At 42.9% G+C, this 18,325-nt stretch carries 18 protein-coding genes; 10 read left to right on the top strand and 8 right to left on the bottom strand.

What is annotated here, in order from left to right; all coding sequences use genetic code 11:
• The first annotated feature begins 201 nt into the window (after positions 1–201).
• Positions 202–1,179, top strand: coding sequence for a ribonuclease Z (locus J4N44_RS22520; RefSeq protein ID WP_252045187.1), 978 nt, complete (start codon positions 202–204; stop codon positions 1,177–1,179).
• 87 nt (positions 1,180–1,266) lie between these two features.
• On the opposite strand, the gene J4N44_RS22515 is transcribed toward J4N44_RS22520, so the two are convergent.
• The gene (locus J4N44_RS22515) at positions 1,267–1,746 is read right to left on the bottom strand and encodes an aminoacyl-tRNA deacylase (protein WP_009699021.1); all 480 of its coding nucleotides are present in this window, start codon (positions 1,744–1,746) and stop codon (positions 1,267–1,269) included.
• 129 nt (positions 1,747–1,875) lie between these two features.
• Between J4N44_RS22515 and J4N44_RS22510 the strand changes: the two genes are divergently transcribed.
• From J4N44_RS22510 to J4N44_RS22500, 3 genes are all read left to right on the top strand, one after another.
• On the top strand, positions 1,876–3,417 hold the full coding sequence (locus J4N44_RS22510; protein ID WP_252045186.1) for a glutamate synthase-related protein: 1,542 nt from the start codon (positions 1,876–1,878) through the stop codon (positions 3,415–3,417).
• Between the two features lie 113 nt (positions 3,418–3,530).
• Positions 3,531–3,983: an Xre family toxin-antitoxin system antitoxin gene (locus J4N44_RS22505; protein ID WP_005426938.1), complete on the top strand. Its 453-nt coding sequence runs from the start codon at positions 3,531–3,533 to the stop codon at positions 3,981–3,983.
• Between the two features lies 1 nt (position 3,984).
• Positions 3,985–4,455 (top strand): RES family NAD+ phosphorylase, encoded by a 471-nt coding sequence (locus J4N44_RS22500; RefSeq protein ID WP_050938225.1) that lies wholly within the window; start codon positions 3,985–3,987, stop codon positions 4,453–4,455.
• Positions 4,456–4,506: 51 nt separating this feature from the next.
• On the opposite strand, the gene J4N44_RS22495 is transcribed toward J4N44_RS22500, so the two are convergent.
• Complete coding sequence (locus J4N44_RS22495; protein WP_252045792.1) at positions 4,507–6,354, bottom strand: acyltransferase family protein; 1,848 nt, start codon at positions 6,352–6,354, stop codon at positions 4,507–4,509.
• A gap of 255 nt (positions 6,355–6,609) precedes the next feature.
• Between J4N44_RS22495 and nifW the strand changes: the two genes are divergently transcribed.
• Entirely contained in the window at positions 6,610–6,885 is a 276-nt protein-coding gene (gene nifW, locus J4N44_RS22490; protein WP_005441361.1) for a nitrogenase-stabilizing/protective NifW family protein, read from the top strand.
• A 148-nt stretch (positions 6,886–7,033) separates the two neighbouring features.
• Here nifW and J4N44_RS22485 read toward each other — a convergent pair whose 3' ends face one another.
• Both J4N44_RS22485 and gloA read right to left on the bottom strand, forming a co-directional pair.
• Complete coding sequence (locus tag J4N44_RS22485) at positions 7,034–8,134, bottom strand: alkene reductase (RefSeq protein WP_050941227.1); 1,101 nt, start codon at positions 8,132–8,134, stop codon at positions 7,034–7,036.
• Positions 8,135–8,145: 11 nt separating this feature from the next.
• Positions 8,146–8,532: a lactoylglutathione lyase gene (gene gloA, locus J4N44_RS22480; RefSeq protein WP_009699026.1), complete on the bottom strand. Its 387-nt coding sequence runs from the start codon at positions 8,530–8,532 to the stop codon at positions 8,146–8,148.
• A 290-nt stretch (positions 8,533–8,822) separates the two neighbouring features.
• Between gloA and J4N44_RS22475 the strand changes: the two genes are divergently transcribed.
• Complete coding sequence (locus J4N44_RS22475; RefSeq protein WP_029789708.1) at positions 8,823–9,200, top strand: MazG nucleotide pyrophosphohydrolase domain-containing protein; 378 nt, start codon at positions 8,823–8,825, stop codon at positions 9,198–9,200.
• 140 nt (positions 9,201–9,340) lie between these two features.
• On the opposite strand, the gene J4N44_RS22470 is transcribed toward J4N44_RS22475, so the two are convergent.
• From J4N44_RS22470 to J4N44_RS22455, 4 genes are all read right to left on the bottom strand, one after another.
• Entirely contained in the window at positions 9,341–9,520 is a 180-nt protein-coding gene (locus tag J4N44_RS22470) for a hypothetical protein (RefSeq protein WP_005447058.1), read from the bottom strand.
• Positions 9,521–9,560: 40 nt separating this feature from the next.
• On the bottom strand, positions 9,561–9,899 hold the full coding sequence (locus J4N44_RS22465) for an Hpt domain-containing protein (RefSeq protein WP_005447056.1): 339 nt from the start codon (positions 9,897–9,899) through the stop codon (positions 9,561–9,563).
• A 3-nt stretch (positions 9,900–9,902) separates the two neighbouring features.
• Entirely contained in the window at positions 9,903–11,447 is a 1,545-nt protein-coding gene (locus tag J4N44_RS22460; RefSeq protein ID WP_017190839.1) for a response regulator, read from the bottom strand.
• A gap of 122 nt (positions 11,448–11,569) precedes the next feature.
• The gene (locus J4N44_RS22455) at positions 11,570–13,714 is read right to left on the bottom strand and encodes a serine/threonine-protein kinase (RefSeq protein ID WP_252045185.1); all 2,145 of its coding nucleotides are present in this window, start codon (positions 13,712–13,714) and stop codon (positions 11,570–11,572) included.
• Between the two features lie 318 nt (positions 13,715–14,032).
• On the opposite strand from J4N44_RS22455, the gene tagH reads away from it, so the two are divergent.
• From tagH to tssL, 4 genes are read left to right on the top strand one after another with little or no spacing between them, the layout of a single operon-like run.
• Entirely contained in the window at positions 14,033–15,205 is a 1,173-nt protein-coding gene (tagH, locus tag J4N44_RS22450) for a type VI secretion system-associated FHA domain protein TagH (protein ID WP_053049077.1), read from the top strand.
• 9 nt (positions 15,206–15,214) lie between these two features.
• The gene (gene tssJ, locus J4N44_RS22445) at positions 15,215–15,670 is read left to right on the top strand and encodes a type VI secretion system lipoprotein TssJ (RefSeq protein WP_049537511.1); all 456 of its coding nucleotides are present in this window, start codon (positions 15,215–15,217) and stop codon (positions 15,668–15,670) included.
• Between the two features lie 20 nt (positions 15,671–15,690).
• Positions 15,691–17,016: a type VI secretion system baseplate subunit TssK gene (gene tssK, locus J4N44_RS22440; RefSeq protein ID WP_114321657.1), complete on the top strand. Its 1,326-nt coding sequence runs from the start codon at positions 15,691–15,693 to the stop codon at positions 17,014–17,016.
• Between the two features lie 14 nt (positions 17,017–17,030).
• A complete protein-coding gene (tssL, locus tag J4N44_RS22435) occupies positions 17,031–18,323 on the top strand; it encodes a type VI secretion system protein TssL, long form (RefSeq protein WP_017190835.1) in 1,293 nt (430 codons plus the stop codon).
• Positions 18,324–18,325: the final 2 nt, after the last annotated feature.

Genomic DNA, 18,325 nt, shown 5'->3' with positions numbered 1-18,325 from the left:
TGTCCACTCAAAAAGTGCGGCTTAAGTGTTATAGAATAGTGAATGGTAATTAGTGTGTTTTGGTACGCTTGTTTTAAACGGATGTTTAATTGATATTTAAAGCTTAGTGTTAAAATCGGTCAGAATCATGCAATTTATCACTGAATCGAATGCTAAACTTTATGAGTGATTAGAGCTTTTACTTAAGGAATGAGAAGTCATATGGAGCTGTATTTCTTAGGAACGTCCTCTGGGGTTCCAACTAAATCCCGTAATGTTTCTGCGATTGCTTTGCTGGAGAGCAAGGGGAAAGGGTGGTTTCTGATTGACTGTGGAGAGGCGACTCAACACCAATTGCTACACACTCCGTTATCACTGAATTACTTGCGAGCTATCTGTATTACTCACATTCACGGTGACCATTGCTATGGTTTACCGGGCTTGCTCGCCAGTGCAGGCATGAATAACCGCAAAGATCCTCTGACGATCATTGCGCCAGAGGGGATTAAACAGTGGTTTGAAGCGACTCAGGCGTTCACCAAACTCTATCTACCATTTGAACTTCACTTCATTGAAGTAGAGCAGTTTGATTCGATTGAAATTGGTCAGTTTACGATTACCGCAACTGCACTTTCCCATCGTGTTCCTAGCTTTGCTTACTGTTTTGAAGAGTCAACCATTCGTATGTATCCAGACATCGATAAGCTTGAGCAATTGAACATACCGAGGGGACCTATCTGGGGAGAACTTGTGCGGGGTAATGATGTGGAGTACCAAGGTCAAACCTTAATGAGTAAGGCGTTTACTAAGCTTGCACATCCACCGAGAAAAGTGATTATTTGTGGTGATAACGACAAACCAGAAACGCTCGATAGTCTAATTGAAGGCGCGCACCTGTTGGTACATGAATCAACGTACTCAGAAGCGATGAAAGAGCGAGCAGGAGAAGTCGGTCACGCCTATTCCTCACAAGTCGCCAGTTATGCGCAGGCAAAACAAGTCCCGAACTTGATTCTCACTCACTTTAGTCCTCGTTATCAATTTAGCCCTGAAGCGGAAGTCTCGATCGAGCAGATTCGGCAAGAAGCTCAAACAGCTTACTCTGGTCATCTCTTTCTTGCTCACGATCTCGCGCATTATCGAATTGACAGGGCGGGTTTGGTTGAGGAGATTAAAGACGCTGAAGATAAGGACGAATAAAGGCTCTTGTCGCGAAAGCAATTCAAAATGAAATCGTCACAACAAGAGCCAACTTGTTCTAGGCACTGCATTCATTGCAGCTTAAGACTAATGAAATACCTGACTACTAAAACGTAGAAAACGACTTTCTCCCATCAGTTCACGGAACGCTTCTTTATCCAACTTAATCAAGGTTTCGTGATCGCCTGCTTCCAAATACACATGCTCTAAATTGGCGAGCATTTCATCGCAAATGGTTGCCATGTGATAAGCGCTACCCACCGGAGGTATCGCGCCGTTATCGCAATCGGTAAACAAACGATAGACTTCTCTTTCTTTGATTAAATGGAAAGAGGCGTTGAGCTCGTCATTCAATCGAGACAAGCTGATTTTATTATTCGCAGGCAAGACAGCCATCATATGACGACCTTGGTGATCTTCCAAAATCACGCCTTTTGCCAAGTTATTGAGAGGGATACCCGCTGCAACACCGCTTTGCAGCGAACTATTACTATGACTGTGATTCACGGTTTGAAAGTGAATATGATGCTCAGTCAAATAGTGGTCGAGCCGGGTTGACATGGTCATGTTAGCCTCCAGAGTGTTGAGACCCACATAAAGTATAGGTAAATCTCTATTCCCCTGACGCTTTACTTGAGCTGTTCTACGCTTACTGAAAGCCAACCACAGAGTATGGCATTGAAAAAGGGAAGCAAAATGAGCAAACCAGTAATAGCGGATAACAAACCCATCAAAGTTGAGCTTGTGCAAGGACAAGAATATTACTTTTGTCGATGCGGGCGATCTAAGAACCAACCTTATTGTGATGGCTCCCACGCCGGAACCGATTTTAAACCCATGAGCTTTGTCGCTGAGAAGGATGAAGATGCGTATCTGTGTCAGTGTAAACACACCGCAAATGCGCCTTTCTGCGATGGGACGCATAAGCAGTTCACCTCTGAGCAAGTGGGACAAGAAGGTCCGGGTATCCAAGCTGGACATAACGAGATCCCAATTGCAGTGGCGACGCAAGAAGAACCCACAGTTGAGTTTATTCACCAACTGGCAAGAGAAGGGCTATCAAAGTTAGGGCACCATGGACCGATGACGGCGATGGGTGTGCCGAGAGACCAATTGCCACATTGGGATGACCTGCAAATGATGGTCGCACAAATGGCAACCAAACCTCTGATGGAGGATGTGCCAGTCAAAACCGAATTGGTGATTGGTCCAAAAGCGAAGAAGCCGCTGGTACTAAAAATCCCATTGTTTGTCTCTGACATGAGCTTTGGCGCGCTATCAGAAGAAGCCAAAATCTCACTTGCGAAAGGTGCGGAGTTAGCCGGAACCGGAATCTGTTCCGGAGAAGGTGGCATGCTGCCAGAAGAGCAAGCAGCGAACTCGCGTTATTTCTATGAGTTGGCGAGTGCGCAATTTGGTTACGACGAATCTAAGTTGCTCAATGTTCAAGCCTTCCACTTTAAAGGTGGGCAGGGAGCAAAAACAGGGACTGGTGGTCATCTACCAGCCAATAAAAATGTGGGTAAAATATCGCAAGTGCGTGGCATTCCCGAAGGGCAATCTGCGATTTCACCCCCGACGTTTAAAGATCTGCATACCGCAGAAGATTTTAAAAAGTTTGCAGATCGGGTAAGGGAAGTGACAGGTGGTATCCCGATAGGCTTCAAGCTCAGTGCAAACCATATCGAAGAAGATATTCAATTCGCACTCGATGCCAGTGCGGATTACATCATTTTGGATGGTCGTGGAGGAGGTACGGGCGCAGCGCCTGCTATGTTCCGTGATCACATCAGCGTGCCAACTATTCCCGCTCTCGCTAGAGCAAGACGTTATCTGGATGCACAAGGTATGAGTGACCGTGTCACGTTAATTGTCACGGGTGGACTGCGTGTTCCAATGGACTTTGTAAAAGCGATGGCGCTCGGTGCAGATGGCGTTGCGATTTCTAACAGTGCGATGCAGTCGATAGGTTGTGTAGCCGCGAGAATGTGTAATACCAACAATTGTCCAGCAGGCATTGCGACACAAAAAGTCGACTTAAGACAGCGGTTGAATGTGGATAAAGCCTCGGTTCAATTGAAGAACTTCTTTGAAGCCTCGGCTGAGTTGATGCAAGTGATGGCAAGAGCGTGTGGACACGATGATCTCAGCAAGTTTAATCAACACGACCTCGCCACTTGGAATCGCGATATGGCGTTGCTTTCTGGAGTGAAATACGTAGGCGTAGACAAGCCTTAACGTTTCTCTTGCTCTGATTAGCGCCTGTTTTACTGTGGCTGCAATTTGTGCGATTGATAATTGAGCTCATATGGACCATAATAATAAGACCATTTGGTCTATAGGAGCTCAGTATGGCAACGGCAACATTAAAAAGCTTTAAACCGAAGCTGCCTCACAAGGCAAACTTCTGGTTTATGCTGGGCATTGAAGATGCCGAAACCGGTCGTACCGATGCGGTTCATAAAGGCTTTGAGCCAAAGGTATACCGTAATATCGTCGAGCGTGTGAAGCTTTCTCAAAGCGAATTCCAACACGTCACATTGATCCCAGTGAGCACCATCAAACGTCGACTCAAAAACGAAGAACGCTTCAACACGCAAGAGAGTGATGCCATCTATCGTTTAGCGATGCTACTTAAGCTAGCAACAGAACTGTTTGATGATGAAGAACGCGCACTAGGTTGGATGCGGGAAAATGTTTACGGTTTGGGCGGCAAGCGCCCATTAGACATGGTTTCAACCACGGTTGATTTTGAAATCGTCAAAGATTTGATTGGAAGACTAGAGCACGGGGTATTCTCGTAATATGAAGCTCTATCGACTGACTCAAAAGAAGTTCTCTGAGTCTCCATTTAGCCCAATCGGTGCCAAGTTATACGGTGGGCGATGGAACTCCAAAGGAACCGAAGCACTGTACTTTTCTCAATCCGAATCTCTCTGCTCGCTAGAAGTTTTCGTTCATGTAAACAACGATCCGGCGATAACCAAGCTTTACGATTTGTATCGTATCGAGATGCCGGAATACTTAATTGCTGCACTGGATGAAGAAGACTTACCAGTCGCTTGGCGCTCCATTCCTGCTAGTGAATCCACACAATACATTGGCGACCAGTTTCTCAACGATCCACATCCTGAGTTTGCTGCACTGCAAGTGCCTTCAACGATTTCGCCTCGTGACAACAACTACGTCGTCAATCCAAACCATCCCAAGATGAAAGAGATCCTGAAGAAAGCAGAGAAGCTTGATTTTGCTTTCGACCCAAGAATCTTTAAATAAAAAAGCTCAGCGTTTGGGTTAGCGCTGAGCTCTCTTCCTTTTGTCATTGGGTTAATGTTGAGCAGTGAGTTGTTGATTGTCACTCAACTCCTTTTGATAGCTACTCAATACAATTTCTGCGCCTTTGTAAGAGAGGTGGCTTGAATCGGTGTACATGGCATTGTTGCTGCCCACTTTCATTGCGCATTTACCCTCTTGGCAGATGTAGTTAGTAAGGTCGACAAACTCCACATGTTCAAATTGGTCAAAGTACGCTGCCAGCGTCGCTACATGATGCGGGTGTGACTGCTTCGGCGAAAAGTCACATTCATTGCCTGTGTTGTCACCAAACAATTGCGCTTTCCATAAGCATTCGCCAATAGCATGCGGTGCAGAAGGTGTTGGACCAAAGACAACGATTTCTCTGTCTTCTAACTCGTTCAATAGATGGGTGAGCGAAGCTTGGTAGTCTTGCTTAGAGAGCTCTTTATTGAAGTTAGAAGAAATCACCACGCGTCGAATTGAAGGCGTATTCTGAATGGTTTCTACTGCATCGGTGAAGAAGCTTCGACACGATAGATTATTGACTCCTGCAATCATGTCGACATAACCCACCGCACAAGAATCTTGCGTAAGCTGGACAACTCCCGTTGGTGTGTCATTCGAGAGTTGCTGAACAAAGACCATGCTGTGGCTGTTACCCAATACTGCGACAGTAGGCTCTGAAGATGATGAACAAGTGTCGTTGATGGTTGTATTACCATTACATGCAATGCCATAGCCATTGTTTACACGCATAGCTTCGAAAAACGCACTACGGTCTGGAAAGCCCCCATTTTTATGACCGACGACACCAAAAGCAAGCAGCGGCAGGGTGACTAACACAAGTGATGCAGCAAGTGTGCTCATGCCGATTTTCTTGCGGCTACGGAAAGGTTTTTCAACAAAGCGCCAAGTTAAGTAAGAAAAGGCAAATAGAGCGACAAGATAAAACGCTAGGCTGAACTCTTGTCCGGCAGTAAGTACGTAGCGATAAAAAACCAGCAATGGTATATGCCATAAATAAAGGCTATAGCTGATCAACCCAACAAAAACCACTGATTTGAGGCTTAGAGCTTTACCCAGCGTGTTGTCTTTGGATGAGAACAAGATGATAAGTGCGGTGCCAATCACAGGGATTAACAGCATGAGCCCAGCGCCATCTTTTGATTTATCAAACAACAAAGCAGAGGCGAGAACTAGCGTTAAACCAATCATTGCTAAGGTGTTGTTGGGTTTGATGACGGTTTTGCGCATCACTAGGGCAATCAGAGAGCCCGCCGCCAGTTCCCACGCACGAGAGAAAATCATGTAAAAGGCGAAATCAGGATCGCCACTGGCGTACCAAATAGTCATCAGGCTTAGTGCAAACACCGCAATGAAGAAGGTGAGGTAAGACATGAGTTTGCCACGTGCCAGAAGCATAAGCAGAAGAGGGATGACAATGTAGTATTGTTCTTCTACACCTAAGCTCCAAGTATGAAAGAGCGGATTGGCTTGTTCTTCCAGCCCAAAATAATTGTGCCCTTTGAGGTAAAGCAAAACATTAGAAGCGGACAGAATGGAAGACACAGAAAACTCGCCCACCTCTTTGTGTGCATGTGGAAGGAACAGCCACCAAGAGAGTAGATAACACACTGCAATAACCAACAGCAGTAAGGGTAGAATCCTGCGAATGCGGCGCTCGTAGAAATCAGCAAGGCTGAATTGGTTCTTATCCAAATCGTTTATCACAATTGTGGTAATTAAGTAGCCACTGATCACGAAAAACACATCTACGCCAATAAAGCCACCAGCAAACGCTTCGATGTCTGCGTGGAAAAAGATCACTAATAGGACGGCAATCGCTCGTAATCCATCTATTTCTGCTCGGTAAGTCATCATCATCTCTCCCTAGTCAACAAACTCACTAACGCAAAATGCGCACCAAAAATTAGGCTCATAAAATCAGTGAGTTAAAAAGCATTCTGAAGATGAGAAGAGTTTTGCAGGATGACTTCTTATATTGATTTTCATTTTGAAAATTTAAAACTCAGCGGTTTCTAGCAAAATGACGTGCTACGGATGTAAATCAAAGAACGGTTGAACGGAAGTTTTTATACTGAAAGCCAAGTGAACAAACTCAGAAACGAGGCTATGAGCCAAAACGATATTCAAGCCAAGATTGCCAGCTTTACTTGTATCGAAGAAGCTTTGGATTACTTCGATATTGGTTTTGACAGCCGCTTTATTGATAAACACAGAGTGGAGTTAGTGAAGCGCTTCAATGGCTATTTGATTCTGACTAAGCCTGAAGATTGGTTTGCGGCTCGCCGTGCATTAAAGAACGCATACTGCAAAGTGCAGCGAAGTTTGTTGGATAAAACCACACGCTCGGCTTGTCGTGGTTGCACTTCTTGTCAGCGTCGTTAGAGAAAACTCTAATGCCAAAACCATAATGTCAGACAACACCGGACGCTAAAAAGAAACCCCGCAGATGCACTCAAACGCATCTGCGGGGTTTTTGTCTATTCAACTTGCCTATTTAAATAAGTCGGCTGAACTAGGCAAGCGAAGCAATTTAGTTTGCTTGGTAAGTTGGGTAATCCAACAGACCTTTTTCGTTACCACCAAACAGCGTCGCAGGATCGTGAGCCGCTAATGGGTAATCGTTCTTGATACGGTTCGGTAGGTCAGGGTTAGCGATGAACGGACGACCAAAGCCAACCATATCTGCCAGGCCACTTTCTAGAGCTTCAGCCGCTTTCTCTGTGTTGTAGCGACCAGCATAGATGATAGTGCCTTTGTAAGCTTCACGAACGGCTGTTTTGAACTCAGCAGGCGTATCTGGTGCGTCATCCCAGTCTACTTCTGCAATGTGCATGTAAACAACGTTTAGCTTATCAAGCAGCGCCGCAGCAGCTGTGTAAGTTTCTACTGGTGTTTTATCTACAGTACCGTTTAGTGACGTAAACGGAGCAAGACGAACACCAACGCGCTCAGCACCGATCGCTTGAGTCATCGCTTCAACCACTTCACCCAAGAAACGTAGACGGTTTTCAACTGAACCACCGTATTCATCTGTACGGTTGTTTGCTTCAGAATCGATGAACTGGTTTACAAGGTAGCCGTTTGCTGCGTGCAGCTCGATGCCATCAAAGCCCGCTTCAATCGCATTTAATGCCGCTTGACGGTACTCTTCAATAACCACTTTGATGTCTTCTTTCGTCATCTCACGTGGTTCTACCACGTCAACGAAACCAGGCTCATCCGTGCCGTTATCGATAAACACTTTCACGTTTTCTGCTTTTAGTGCAGAAGAAGAAATTGGTTGCTCACCGCCGATGTTGTCAGGGTGGGTCACACGGCCTACGTGCCAAAGCTGAGCGAAGATCGCACCGCCTTTTGCGTGTACTGCGTCAGTGACTTTTTTCCAGCCTGCGATTTGTTCTTGGCTGTAAATACCCGGTGTCCAAGCGTAACCTTGACCCATAGGTGAAATCTGTGTGCCTTCTGCAACAATCAAGCCCGCAGATGCGCGCTGTGCATAGTACTCAGCCATCATGTCGTTTGCGACGTTACCAGGTTGGCTTGCACGAGAGCGAGTCATTGGCGGCATAACGATACGGTTCTGAAGCGTTAGAGAACCAAGTTGTACAGGTTGAAACAATGTATCTTTCATGACTAACCTCGTTATTTGCTTGTTTGAATCAATTCGATTTGGTAACCGTCAGGGTCTTTGATGAATGCGATATGAGTTTCACCGCCTTTCATTGGGCCGGGTTCACGAGCGACATTGCCACCAAGTGCTTTGATTTTGTCGCATGCAGCGTAAATATCTTCACAACCTAATGCCATGTGACCGAACGCATTACCTAGGTCATAACTGTCTGTGTCCCAGTTGTAAGTCAGCTCAATCGTCGCGCTGTCTGGTTGGTCTGCGTTGCCCACAAATACGAGCGTGTAGCGGTATTCCGTGTTTTCGAAGCGATCAAGCTCGCTCATACCAAGAACTTTGGTGTAAAACTCAATGGACTTATCTAGATCAGCAACGCGGATCATAGTGTGAAGAAATTTCATATTTAACCTTCTTATCTCGGCTTGTTAGGTGTTGTTCGAACAACAACCGTGCCCCAACAAACAACGTCATTGGGATTAAGATAATGGCTAACATTGAAAACATGAAATTATCATTGGTTATTGATTGCATAACATATTGTTATTAATGAGAGGCTTTAAGTTCACTTTGTTTGTGATGATACTGAAAAAAATGAGGTGAATAACGGATGCTTTCTTTTTGAATTTAAATTACTTAGAGTGAGTGACTATCTAATTGAAAGCACAAATCTTGGTGTAAAGAGGAGAAAGCAATGGAGAGCTTTAAAGCCTTGTTTGACATTGCTCAGCGCAAAGCTGAATACGACAAGAACAACACTTGGTATAGAGGCTCAGAAACGTATTTTGATGCGCTACACAAAGAGCTTGAAGAAGTCAGCGAAGAGATCGCTAAAGAGCGTCAGTGTTATCTAGAAGATGAACTTGGCGATGTGTTGTGGAACTACTTAAATATCCTGATGGCGTTAGAAAAAGAGCAGGGCGTTGACCCTTATTCTGTTTTAAATCGAGCAGTAGAGAAATACCAAGCTCGGGTGACAGCGATTGAAAACAACGGAAGCTGGGCGGAAGTAAAAGCAGATCAAAAGGAAAAGTTACAGCAAGAATACCAAGGCAAGATGAATGAAAATTAAGCCTATACCCAAGTAACCTCAAGATGGGTGTCTATTTGATAAAAACTAGGGGTAAGGCTCGCTTACCCCTAGTTAGAAATCAAAGTGAACTAGAGCATTAAAGTAAACTAATGAGTAGGTTAGCTTCTAACGTCTCGCTTTCACTTCGCGTTTGTCACTGCAAGCAAAAGCTCAAGCTCTTCGGGTGTAAGTAAGTCCTTGTTTTTAAGAAGTTCGCTTTCGTCCAAAGAGAGTTGAGTTTGACTTATTAAGTATTTTTTTTGAGTTGGAGTCAGATCCTTAAGTGAATCTATCAACTCTTTAAAATTCGTGTTATTCATAGCCTAGCATTCCAATTAACGTATATTTTTTATAGTGTTGTTACTGATCCATGTTAGATAAGTAATCTGTTATTTGCTGGTTTATCGTCACCAGCTCTTTATTAACTATAGCTAGATCCCCGCTATCCGGTGCGATATTGTCTCTTGTGTGCTCCTCAATGTTGCTCAATGCGGTTACAGCTGACTCTTCTCCAAAGCTAGAAAGGATGCCTTTTAAGCTGTGTGATAATAAGAATAAGTCCCCCCAGTTCTGCTCTGCGTTGAGTTGGTTGATTCTTTCTAATCCATCTTCGTAGTCTTCCATGTAAGTCGAGAAAACAGCAAAGATAATGTCGACATCGTTGTCCATGTAGGTATTCAACACTTCGAAATTGATCATTATTCATCTCCACTGTGTGGCTTGTAAGTTAAAAGGTATTGGTAACTGGGTCGAATACGATCCCGAAAGATAATCTTTGAGCCAGTTAGACCAATTTGGTGGTAGTGGACGCTGAGAAAGGAATTCAATGCTCTCATCCAAAATGATGTCTGTCGCTTCAATGTTGTTATCCGATAGCCGCTTGAGGCGCATTTCGACTGAGAAAGGGTATCTTTTGCCTAATGTCTCGTCATCGGAGTTCTTTTGTTCGCTGAGTTTTAAAGCGGTTCCTGACTTCGCTGCAAGTAAGGTTAACAAGCAACGCTTGATAGCAAACTCGCCGAAAAAATCCATCAAAGGAATGGCTTGTTTTAATAGCAGTAAAGGTGCTTTGTTCGGCGTTGCGTAGTAGTAGCTAAGTGAGTGCATTAGCTTTCTGTGGGCGTACTCCGGACGTGATTCTAGTAAAAGAAGCTTACATTGCATCATCTGCTTAAAAGCGGCTAAATCAACTTGTTGGTTACGATTAAGCTGTTTCTCAGCGAGCAAACAAAATTCATTGAGCTTTAGGAGTACTTTCTTTTTGTCATTTGCATTAGTGAGTGTCTTAAAATGTTCACTAATCAAGTCAACATAAGTATTCATCGCAGCGAGCCACTGAGTATCCGTGGATGAAACATTGGATGCGTAAAGGTAACCAACGTCGTACAGTCGCTCGAACTGAGCGAGTTTTGACAGAACCCTAGATACAGTAATCAGTCTTGCACTGCTACTAGGGGTGAGTTCAAAGGCTCGGTTTGCAAGTATAGAGGCGTTATTGTGTTGCCCTAAGGTTTCATAAAGCCCGACAAGATTATCGATAGCCCTTAAGCAAAGCGGATTGTGTGTGACGTAATTTGCAAGGACTTCAACAGCTTCACGGATCTTACCTTTTTGGTGAAGTAGGAATGCTTCAGCACAAATTCGACTCGCGTGTTCTTTGTCGTTGCAAAAAGGAAGGAAGTTCTCTAGTACCTCAAACTGTTTCGCTTCAATCAAAGTATCAATTAAGAGTGATTCAACACAAACACTGGTCGCGTATTTCTTATGCAGTTGCGCAACATCATTGAGAGAAAGCACTGAAACTTTGCTAAGGTATTGTTTTACTTCAGCAAGGTGATGCTGCTCTTGTAAAGCAGTGAGCATTTTAGTTTGTAGTGCTTTTGTCTGAAGCGGCTTAGTAAGTAGATGTCTAACACGACCAGAAAGCGCAGTGAGCACGGTTTCTTGCGTAGCGTCACCAGATATCATAAGCACGGCTGTTGTGTCTGATATCAATTTCGCTCGACTCATCAGGTTAATTAGATCAAGCCCGGTCAACTTAGAAGACAGGTGATAATCCATAATGATGAACGAGTAAAAGCGAGTCTTAGTAGCACTCAACGCCTGCTGCGCATTGTTAACGCAGGTAATGTTGGATATTTTGGCTCCCAGCGAGACGAGTTGATGCTTGATCAACGTTGAAGAGGTTGAACAGTCATCAATGACTAAAATGCTGATGTTATCGACTTCGATCTTCCCTGTGGTCAAACTTCTACCTATTTATACGGATTAGCACACTCTAAAATAAAATTAGTCATCAGTTTGCATAAAGGCAAGCGCTTTTACGTTAAAATAAGGGGCGATATGCCCCTCATCAACTTTTGTAGTCATTAACTCTGTTCAGCTTCCGTTTCGACGCGTTTTAACAGCTCGTTTGCCTTCTTCATCGCACGCCTCGCACTTTTAGACTTCCGCTTGTTTAAAAGAATGTCAGAAAACTGTAGGTACTTATCGGCGGTTTGGAATCGCAGATCATTAATATCTTGGAAACCCGGCGGGAAATTTTCAGAAAATGCATCAATATCTTTGACGAGCTTATCTAGGTTAACCGTTGTGCGAGCTTGGTTGAGTCGGTAGTGCAGTCCTTCAAACTCTTCCTGATACAACAATCGTGCAGCATCAGCAGGGAAAGGCAACGGCGTTGAGCTCTCTTTTGCGGTCTCGTAAAGTTTCATTTCCAATACCGCATCTTTCATTGTATTGCTGATCGCCAAATTTTGCTGATGTTCTTCAGACTCAGCAAAAAAGGAGTTTCCAACTTTGATGAGTGTGACTAAAGCTGCTGCATCGCGCATTTTTAGCGCTTCATTGAGGTGTTGACCAAAGACTTCGCTTGCCAACGAGCTAGGAGTGAAAGGGTACTCTTTATGTATTTCATGGAGTTCCTTTTTGAGATCGTAAATAGATTTAGCCTCGTCTTGCTGGGTGTACAAGGATTTTTCTAAGTGGCTGTTTATCTGTCTCGCAATAGAAAGCAGAGTAGAGTGTTTGCTTGATTGAATATCCAATGCCAAAACTTCGATTTTATGGGAGTCTGGGTAATAGATTTTTGCTTGCTGTAAGATGGATTCAATCTGTTTGTAGTTTGGATAAGTCGTTACATCAGAGTTAAGTACGTCATCGATCTTTGCTTCAAATTCTCCAAGGATATGCGGTTTATACAAACGTAGGAAACCAGCAGCAATCACTGGGTGTATCCCTTGTTTGTTGTCAATTAACGCTTTGGTTTGCTCCGGAAGCGTATTTAACAGTTGCTCTGCAGATTCGATGGCTTGATCTTTTTCTATGAGAGTAAGGTTGAGTTGGTTAATGGTATTTTGCTGTTGTTGATAGAACGTACCTAACAAACCCATTAAGGCAAGACTGGCGGCTATACCTGAATAAAGTGACCAACGGTTCTTATTTAACAGGTGCTTGATATCAGTAGCGCTGAGCTGAGAAGGGATGACACCAGTAGCAAAAGCTTTAGAGAAGATGCGCCACTTTGAAAATGGAAAATGAGATGGCTTGCTTACTTTAACGCTTTTTTTAAGCGCTTCGTTGACTGGGGTTCGTCCGTATGGGTGTTTGCAGCTCAGCAACTCGAAAGTAATGCAGAAAAACGCAAACAGATCGTCACTTTGTTTCGGTTCTTTGCCCGACAAGATATCAAGTGAGGCATAATTCGGTGTATAACCCAGCGTGTCAGTGTCTTGTGATTTTCGTTTTGCTGCATATTGGTCATGCTTCAGTTGGTGCGTTTTAGAGACGCCAAAGTCCAGCAACTTCACTTTACCTTCCGAAGTGAGAATGATGTTTGCGGGCTTTAAGTCTGCATGGACCACACCAAGTGAATGTGCATACGATAATGCATCTAACGTTTGGCTCAGAATTGAAAGGGTGGCGTTGTACTTTAACCCGTCCGGTCTAGAGCGTTGAATAAGTCCTTCTAATGTCTCCCCATCAACATATTCCATCACGAGGAAATAGATTTCTCCGTCTACTCCAAAATCGTAGACTCGGATGATGTTGGGGTGACTAAGCTTCTGAGTTTGTTGTGCTTCACGAATCAGCATGCGGGCGGTTTCTGGCTGAGACGCATACTCTTTTTGTAGTACCTTTAATGCGACATAGGGGACATCTGCTCCAGAAGATTCAAGAATTTTGTCTTTCGCCAAAAAGACGTCACATAAACCACCATGACCGATCAAAGATTCAATTTCATAACGGTTTTTTACCGTCTCCCCGAGCAATGAATCAGATCGAGTTTGCTTATCATCATTATCAATATTACGCACTAATTTATTTGCTGGTGGAATTGTGTTTAGGTTCTGAGACACTTTTGTATTTGTTTCATTATTATTTAGGGCAGAGCCTTCATTGTTTATATTGCCCTTATTGTCATTTGTATTTTCTCTTTTTTGAGTCTTTACAATTTTGGTTTTATCGCCACTGCATTCTTTATTTATAGAACTGTCTTTATTTTTGTCGTCCATCACGAGGCTCCATATAAAATGATGGTGTGAATATATAACTCATCTGCTAATGAAAAATGATTAAATGAAGATTTCTCGGTTAAGCTAACATCGGTTTTTTGACGAATGAAAAGTTAAGCGTCAAAAATTTGAACCTCGTTGTATATTTTGTTCTGCGTAATAATCCTAGATTGCTTTGCTGAGAAATTAATTCATTATTCCGTTCGTGAAATACAATTATTATTTGATTAGGCATTATTAATCTTAGTGTTAATAAGTGGTTGCCTAACTATTAAGAACTAAATTTATATATTAAGCAGTTCCTTTGGCGAGGTTTACATGACGTTGGTTTTAACCATTACAAGTTTTCATAAGTTCACTCCAGAGATTGACACTGAGTTCGTTTTTGATGCGACAGGTGAACATGACAAGGTCAGTTTTGGGCGCTCTGAACAGTGTGATTGGACATTGCCTGACCCTGAAAGAGTCATATCAAGTAAGCATGGTGAACTGATCAAATTTGGTGAAAAGTACTTGATTAAAGACTTATCGACGAATGGTACCTTTGTAAATAATGCCGTGACGCCGGTTGGTCAAGGAAATGAATTGGCACTCAACCATGGCGATGTCGTGGCCCTCGGCGATTATCAAATTCAAGTAAGTTTAGAAGAAAGAATTATCGATGATAGCAATAGAGTACACAATACTATCAATGAGTTAGCTGTTGGTGATGTAGACCGAAATTTAACTCATGATGAGTTTGGCTTGAACGCAGCGGATCTGTTAAGAGACAGTGCGCCTTCTGAGTTTCAGCTTGATATTGGTCTGATGGATGACTTTTTAGAAGCACAAGAGCCGAGTGTTGAAGAAGTATCCCCTCATGCGTCTACCCCGATTAGCGCTCCGAAGCCTTTGGTAAAAAATGAAAGCAAAAATCAACAAGCCTTCGTCAGAGGTCTGGGTATCAACCCAAATATGGTTCCAGACGAAAATAGAGAACAGTGGTTCGAGCAACTAGGCCAGTCGTTTTCTTTGATGCTACTGGGGTTAATGGAAACATTACATAATCGAGCTGAGTTTAAACAAAATAATCGTTTAAACCATACCGCTTTTCGAAAGTCAGAAAATAATCCATTAAAGTTTTCCGCTAATTTAGAAGATGCTATTCATAATTTATACAACCGAAACACTGCTAGTTTTATGCGAGCAGACATAGCAATTAAAGAAGCATTTGTTGATATAGAAAACCATGAAAAAGCGTTGATGAAAGGTGTCGAAGGTACCGTTTCAAGTGTTATGTCGTTAGTTGAGCCATCAAGTATTTACTCCGATGCAATGTCAAGTGATAGTTTCTTCAATAAAATAATTCCAGCAAGAAAATATGCTCAAAGCTGGAAGAAATTTGAAGGTATTCATTATCAATTAACGGATGAAATTATAAATAAGGAATCACCTTTTTATTTGGAAGATTTTGCAAAGCATTATGAAAATGCACTGAGAAGTAAAAATTAAGGAATGATGATGAAAACAATAATGAAGACCTTACTTCTATTTATTACGGCAGTTTTAGTTGGTTGTTCAGCGGCAAACCTAGTAGTTGATCCCTATGCTGATTTAGCGCTCACCGCCAAACATAATATCAACCCAGATTCAAATGGCAGACCGTCGCCTGTTGTGATTTATGTGTTTGAATTGACATCTTCAACCGTCTTTGAAAGTCAGGATTTCTTTTCGCTGTACGAAAGCTATGACACGGTTTTAGGTCCTGATTTAGTGAACAAATATGAAATTTCTTTAACGCCTGGTCAGGAAGATATTTATCACGCAAGCATGTCACCAAAAACTCAGTATTTAGGTTTAGTCGCGGCATTCCGTGACATCGAAAACTCCAATTGGAGGCAGGTGATTGAGGTAGATCAGACCGGTTACAACACTTACCAAATTCACCTAGACGACCTTTCTATATTCGTTAAATAACCTCACTTGGCGACTAAACAATGGCAGATTACTCCCACACAGCATGGTGTGAGGGGATGTTTTTACGTCCTCAACATTTCCAGCAAAGCGAGCGTGCAATTGAGCATGAGTTTAAGGGATTGAACCGTTTTCAACAGCCTTATAATTGGGGCGTGTATCAAGTTCGTATAAACCCGAACAGTTTGAAAGAAGGCGTGGTAGAAATCGAGAAACTCGAAGCGATTCTTCCTGATATGACTCTTATTGAATTGCAGAACGTTAATGAAGTTCTTCCGCCATTACTGGTTGAAAAGGGAACTCAAAACACATTAGTTAAAGTGGTCGTTGCTTCATCGAGCCTTAAAGAAAAAACGATTGCGGATGTTAGTGAAGGTGTTGTCAGCAGATATGTGTTAAACGATCTAGACGTTATAGACGTGCAAACTGGTCAGGATGAAGAGCGCATTCAAGTGGCGTCGTTGAATGTTGCGCTTAAAGTAAGCAATGACAACTTGTCAGGTTTTGTTGAGTTACCGATTCTTAAAATTAAAGAAGTCACTGCGGAAGGCGCAATTCTTCTTGATGAAGAGTATACGCCGCCACATCTCAATGTGCTTAAAGATCAAGCAATGTTGGCTTGCCTAAAAAATGTAACGGGAATGACAAAAATCCGTGCTGATGTGGTTTCTCAACGTTTAGTGCAAGGCAAAGCGGCATCTGCTTCAGCTGTCGATTTCATCATGCTTCAAATGCTCAATCGCTACGAAACGATTCTTAGACATCTGGGGCAGTTAGAACAAGTTCACCCTTTAGAGTTTGTCACGCTATTACGAGGATATGTTGGTGAGTTGTCGACTTTTTCGAGTAAAAATAAGCGCGCTCCTTTGCTTATTGATTATGAACACTCAAATCTGACCTCTACGATTTCAGAGCTTAATCAGGTGTTAAGCCAATACCTGAGTGTTGTTCTAGATCAGACGGCTAATAAACTTCCTTTGGAGGTTCGACAACTTGGTATTCGAGTGACACCGTTACCTGATAAGCGACTTCTTGAATCAAGCCAGTTTGTTTTGGCAGTAAAAGCAGATACAAGTACTGATGAGATTAGACGTTTGGTACCAGCTCAACTCAAGTTGGGACCAGCAGAACAAATTAGAGATCTTATAAATAATCAAATCAACGGTATTAACGTTGCACCACTCAATGTTGTTCCTCGACAGATCCCTTATCAAACGGGGTATGTGTATTTTGAAGTGATTAAGAAAGGACCATTCTGGGTTCGTCTCCAAGAGAGTGGCGGTATTGCTCTTCAGCTATCTGGTCAATTCCCGAATTCAGACATAGAGCTATGGAGCATTAACCAATAACAGGTTACGTCATTATGGAACAGACAATAATAAAGCCAACACCAGGTGGAAGACCAACAAACGCTAATATCTCAGTACCAAAATCTGCCGATAGTACAGTTGTGATCTCAAAGAATCCTGAAGTGGTCAACAATGACTCAGTGGTCGCATTTGGCAGCAACCCGATTTTAGCTGAAGCTAATGGCATACTTTCTATTATTGGACAGATTCGAGCAACAGCGAGTCACTCTGACGTCTTGTTTTTAAAAGAAACGTTGGCACAAAAGTTAAGAGACTACGAAAACCGACTACGTCAACAAAACATAAATCTGGAAACAATAGATACCGCTCGTTACTGCTTATGCTGCGCAATCGATGAAGCAGTTTTGAATACAAATTGGGGTAGCCAATCGACATGGAGTCACGACTCGTTGCTGACCTCTTTCTATTCTAGCAGTCAAGGTGGGGAGGCGTTTTTTCAGCATTTAGAAACATGCATGTCATTCCCTGAGACTCAGCTTGATCTCTTGGAACTCATGTATGTGTGTATGTCTTTAGGTTTCGTAGGGCAATATCGATTAGAAAAAAATGGTCTGGAAACACACCGTCGTTTGAGAAAGCAAGTTGTTAGCGTTTTAAAGTCAAACGGTCGAGGGTTACAGCAACGCTTAAGCGACAATATTGAAAGCCGTTTGTTAAATGGTTCGCAAGTGGCGGAACGTGCGCCTTTATGGGTGGTTTGCTCTGTCACATTGGCAATATTGGTCTGTATCTTTATGTTCTTCAGCTATGACCTTAACAAGGCTTCAAATCAAACCTTTGCCAGTTTAATTAATCTCATCTCACCTAATCAAACAGAGATGGCTCCTACGTCCGATTCTCAAGTAATAAAAGTTGCTGAACGCGTTTCTATGTATCTAGCAACCGAGATAAATAAAGAACTGGTGACTGTTGAGGCTCTATCCGACAGAGTTCGGATTTCTCTCAAAGCTCAAGACTTGTTTGAGTCAGGTAGTGCGGAAGTCGTTGAATATATCCAACCTGTTATATCTAAGTTGTCTCGCACTTTAGAAACAACCGAAGGGAAGATTTTGGTCACTGGACATACTGACGATAACCCTATTTTTACCAGTAAATATCCGTCCAATTGGCATCTTTCCCTTGCTCGTGCAACGGCGATGTCTGAACAGTTGATTGCGAACAGTGCACTGGAAGGAAGAGTCCTTCCTGAAGGGCTTGGTGATGCAAGACCCCTTGCTGAAAACTCTACTGATGAAAATCGTGCGCTTAACCGCCGAATCGAAATTGACCTTATGGTTGCAAACTAAGG

It is taken from the genome of Vibrio sp. SCSIO 43155 (genome assembly GCF_023716605.1).
In the GTDB taxonomy this organism is placed as follows: domain Bacteria; phylum Pseudomonadota; class Gammaproteobacteria; order Enterobacterales; family Vibrionaceae; genus Vibrio; species Vibrio harveyi.
The sequence above is the reverse complement of the archived record's forward strand: the minus strand, read 5'-3'. Positions and strand labels throughout refer to the sequence as shown.

Bases quoted from the DNA above. Each gene is read 5' to 3' on its own strand.
- J4N44_RS22520 (WP_252045187.1), top strand. From the start codon at position 202: ATGGAGCTGTATTTCTTAGGAACGTCCTCTGGGGTTCCAACTAAATCC.
- J4N44_RS22515 (WP_009699021.1), bottom strand. From the start codon at position 1,746: ATGACCATGTCAACCCGGCTCGACCACTATTTGACTGAGCATCATATT.
- J4N44_RS22510 (WP_252045186.1), top strand. From the start codon at position 1,876: ATGAGCAAACCAGTAATAGCGGATAACAAACCCATCAAAGTTGAGCTT.
- J4N44_RS22505 (WP_005426938.1), top strand. From the start codon at position 3,531: ATGGCAACGGCAACATTAAAAAGCTTTAAACCGAAGCTGCCTCACAAG.
- J4N44_RS22500 (WP_050938225.1), top strand. From the start codon at position 3,985: ATGAAGCTCTATCGACTGACTCAAAAGAAGTTCTCTGAGTCTCCATTT.
- J4N44_RS22495 (WP_252045792.1), bottom strand. From the start codon at position 6,354: ATGACTTACCGAGCAGAAATAGATGGATTACGAGCGATTGCCGTCCTA.
- nifW (WP_005441361.1), top strand. From the start codon at position 6,610: ATGAGCCAAAACGATATTCAAGCCAAGATTGCCAGCTTTACTTGTATC.
- J4N44_RS22485 (WP_050941227.1), bottom strand. From the start codon at position 8,134: ATGAAAGATACATTGTTTCAACCTGTACAACTTGGTTCTCTAACGCTT.
- gloA (WP_009699026.1), bottom strand. From the start codon at position 8,532: ATGAAATTTCTTCACACTATGATCCGCGTTGCTGATCTAGATAAGTCC.
- J4N44_RS22475 (WP_029789708.1), top strand. From the start codon at position 8,823: ATGGAGAGCTTTAAAGCCTTGTTTGACATTGCTCAGCGCAAAGCTGAA.
- J4N44_RS22470 (WP_005447058.1), bottom strand. From the start codon at position 9,520: ATGAATAACACGAATTTTAAAGAGTTGATAGATTCACTTAAGGATCTG.
- J4N44_RS22465 (WP_005447056.1), bottom strand. From the start codon at position 9,899: ATGATCAATTTCGAAGTGTTGAATACCTACATGGACAACGATGTCGAC.
- J4N44_RS22455 (WP_252045185.1), bottom strand. From the start codon at position 13,714: ATGGACGACAAAAATAAAGACAGTTCTATAAATAAAGAATGCAGTGGC.
- tagH (WP_053049077.1), top strand. From the start codon at position 14,033: ATGACGTTGGTTTTAACCATTACAAGTTTTCATAAGTTCACTCCAGAG.
- tssJ (WP_049537511.1), top strand. From the start codon at position 15,215: ATGAAAACAATAATGAAGACCTTACTTCTATTTATTACGGCAGTTTTA.
- tssK (WP_114321657.1), top strand. From the start codon at position 15,691: ATGGCAGATTACTCCCACACAGCATGGTGTGAGGGGATGTTTTTACGT.
- tssL (WP_017190835.1), top strand. From the start codon at position 17,031: ATGGAACAGACAATAATAAAGCCAACACCAGGTGGAAGACCAACAAAC.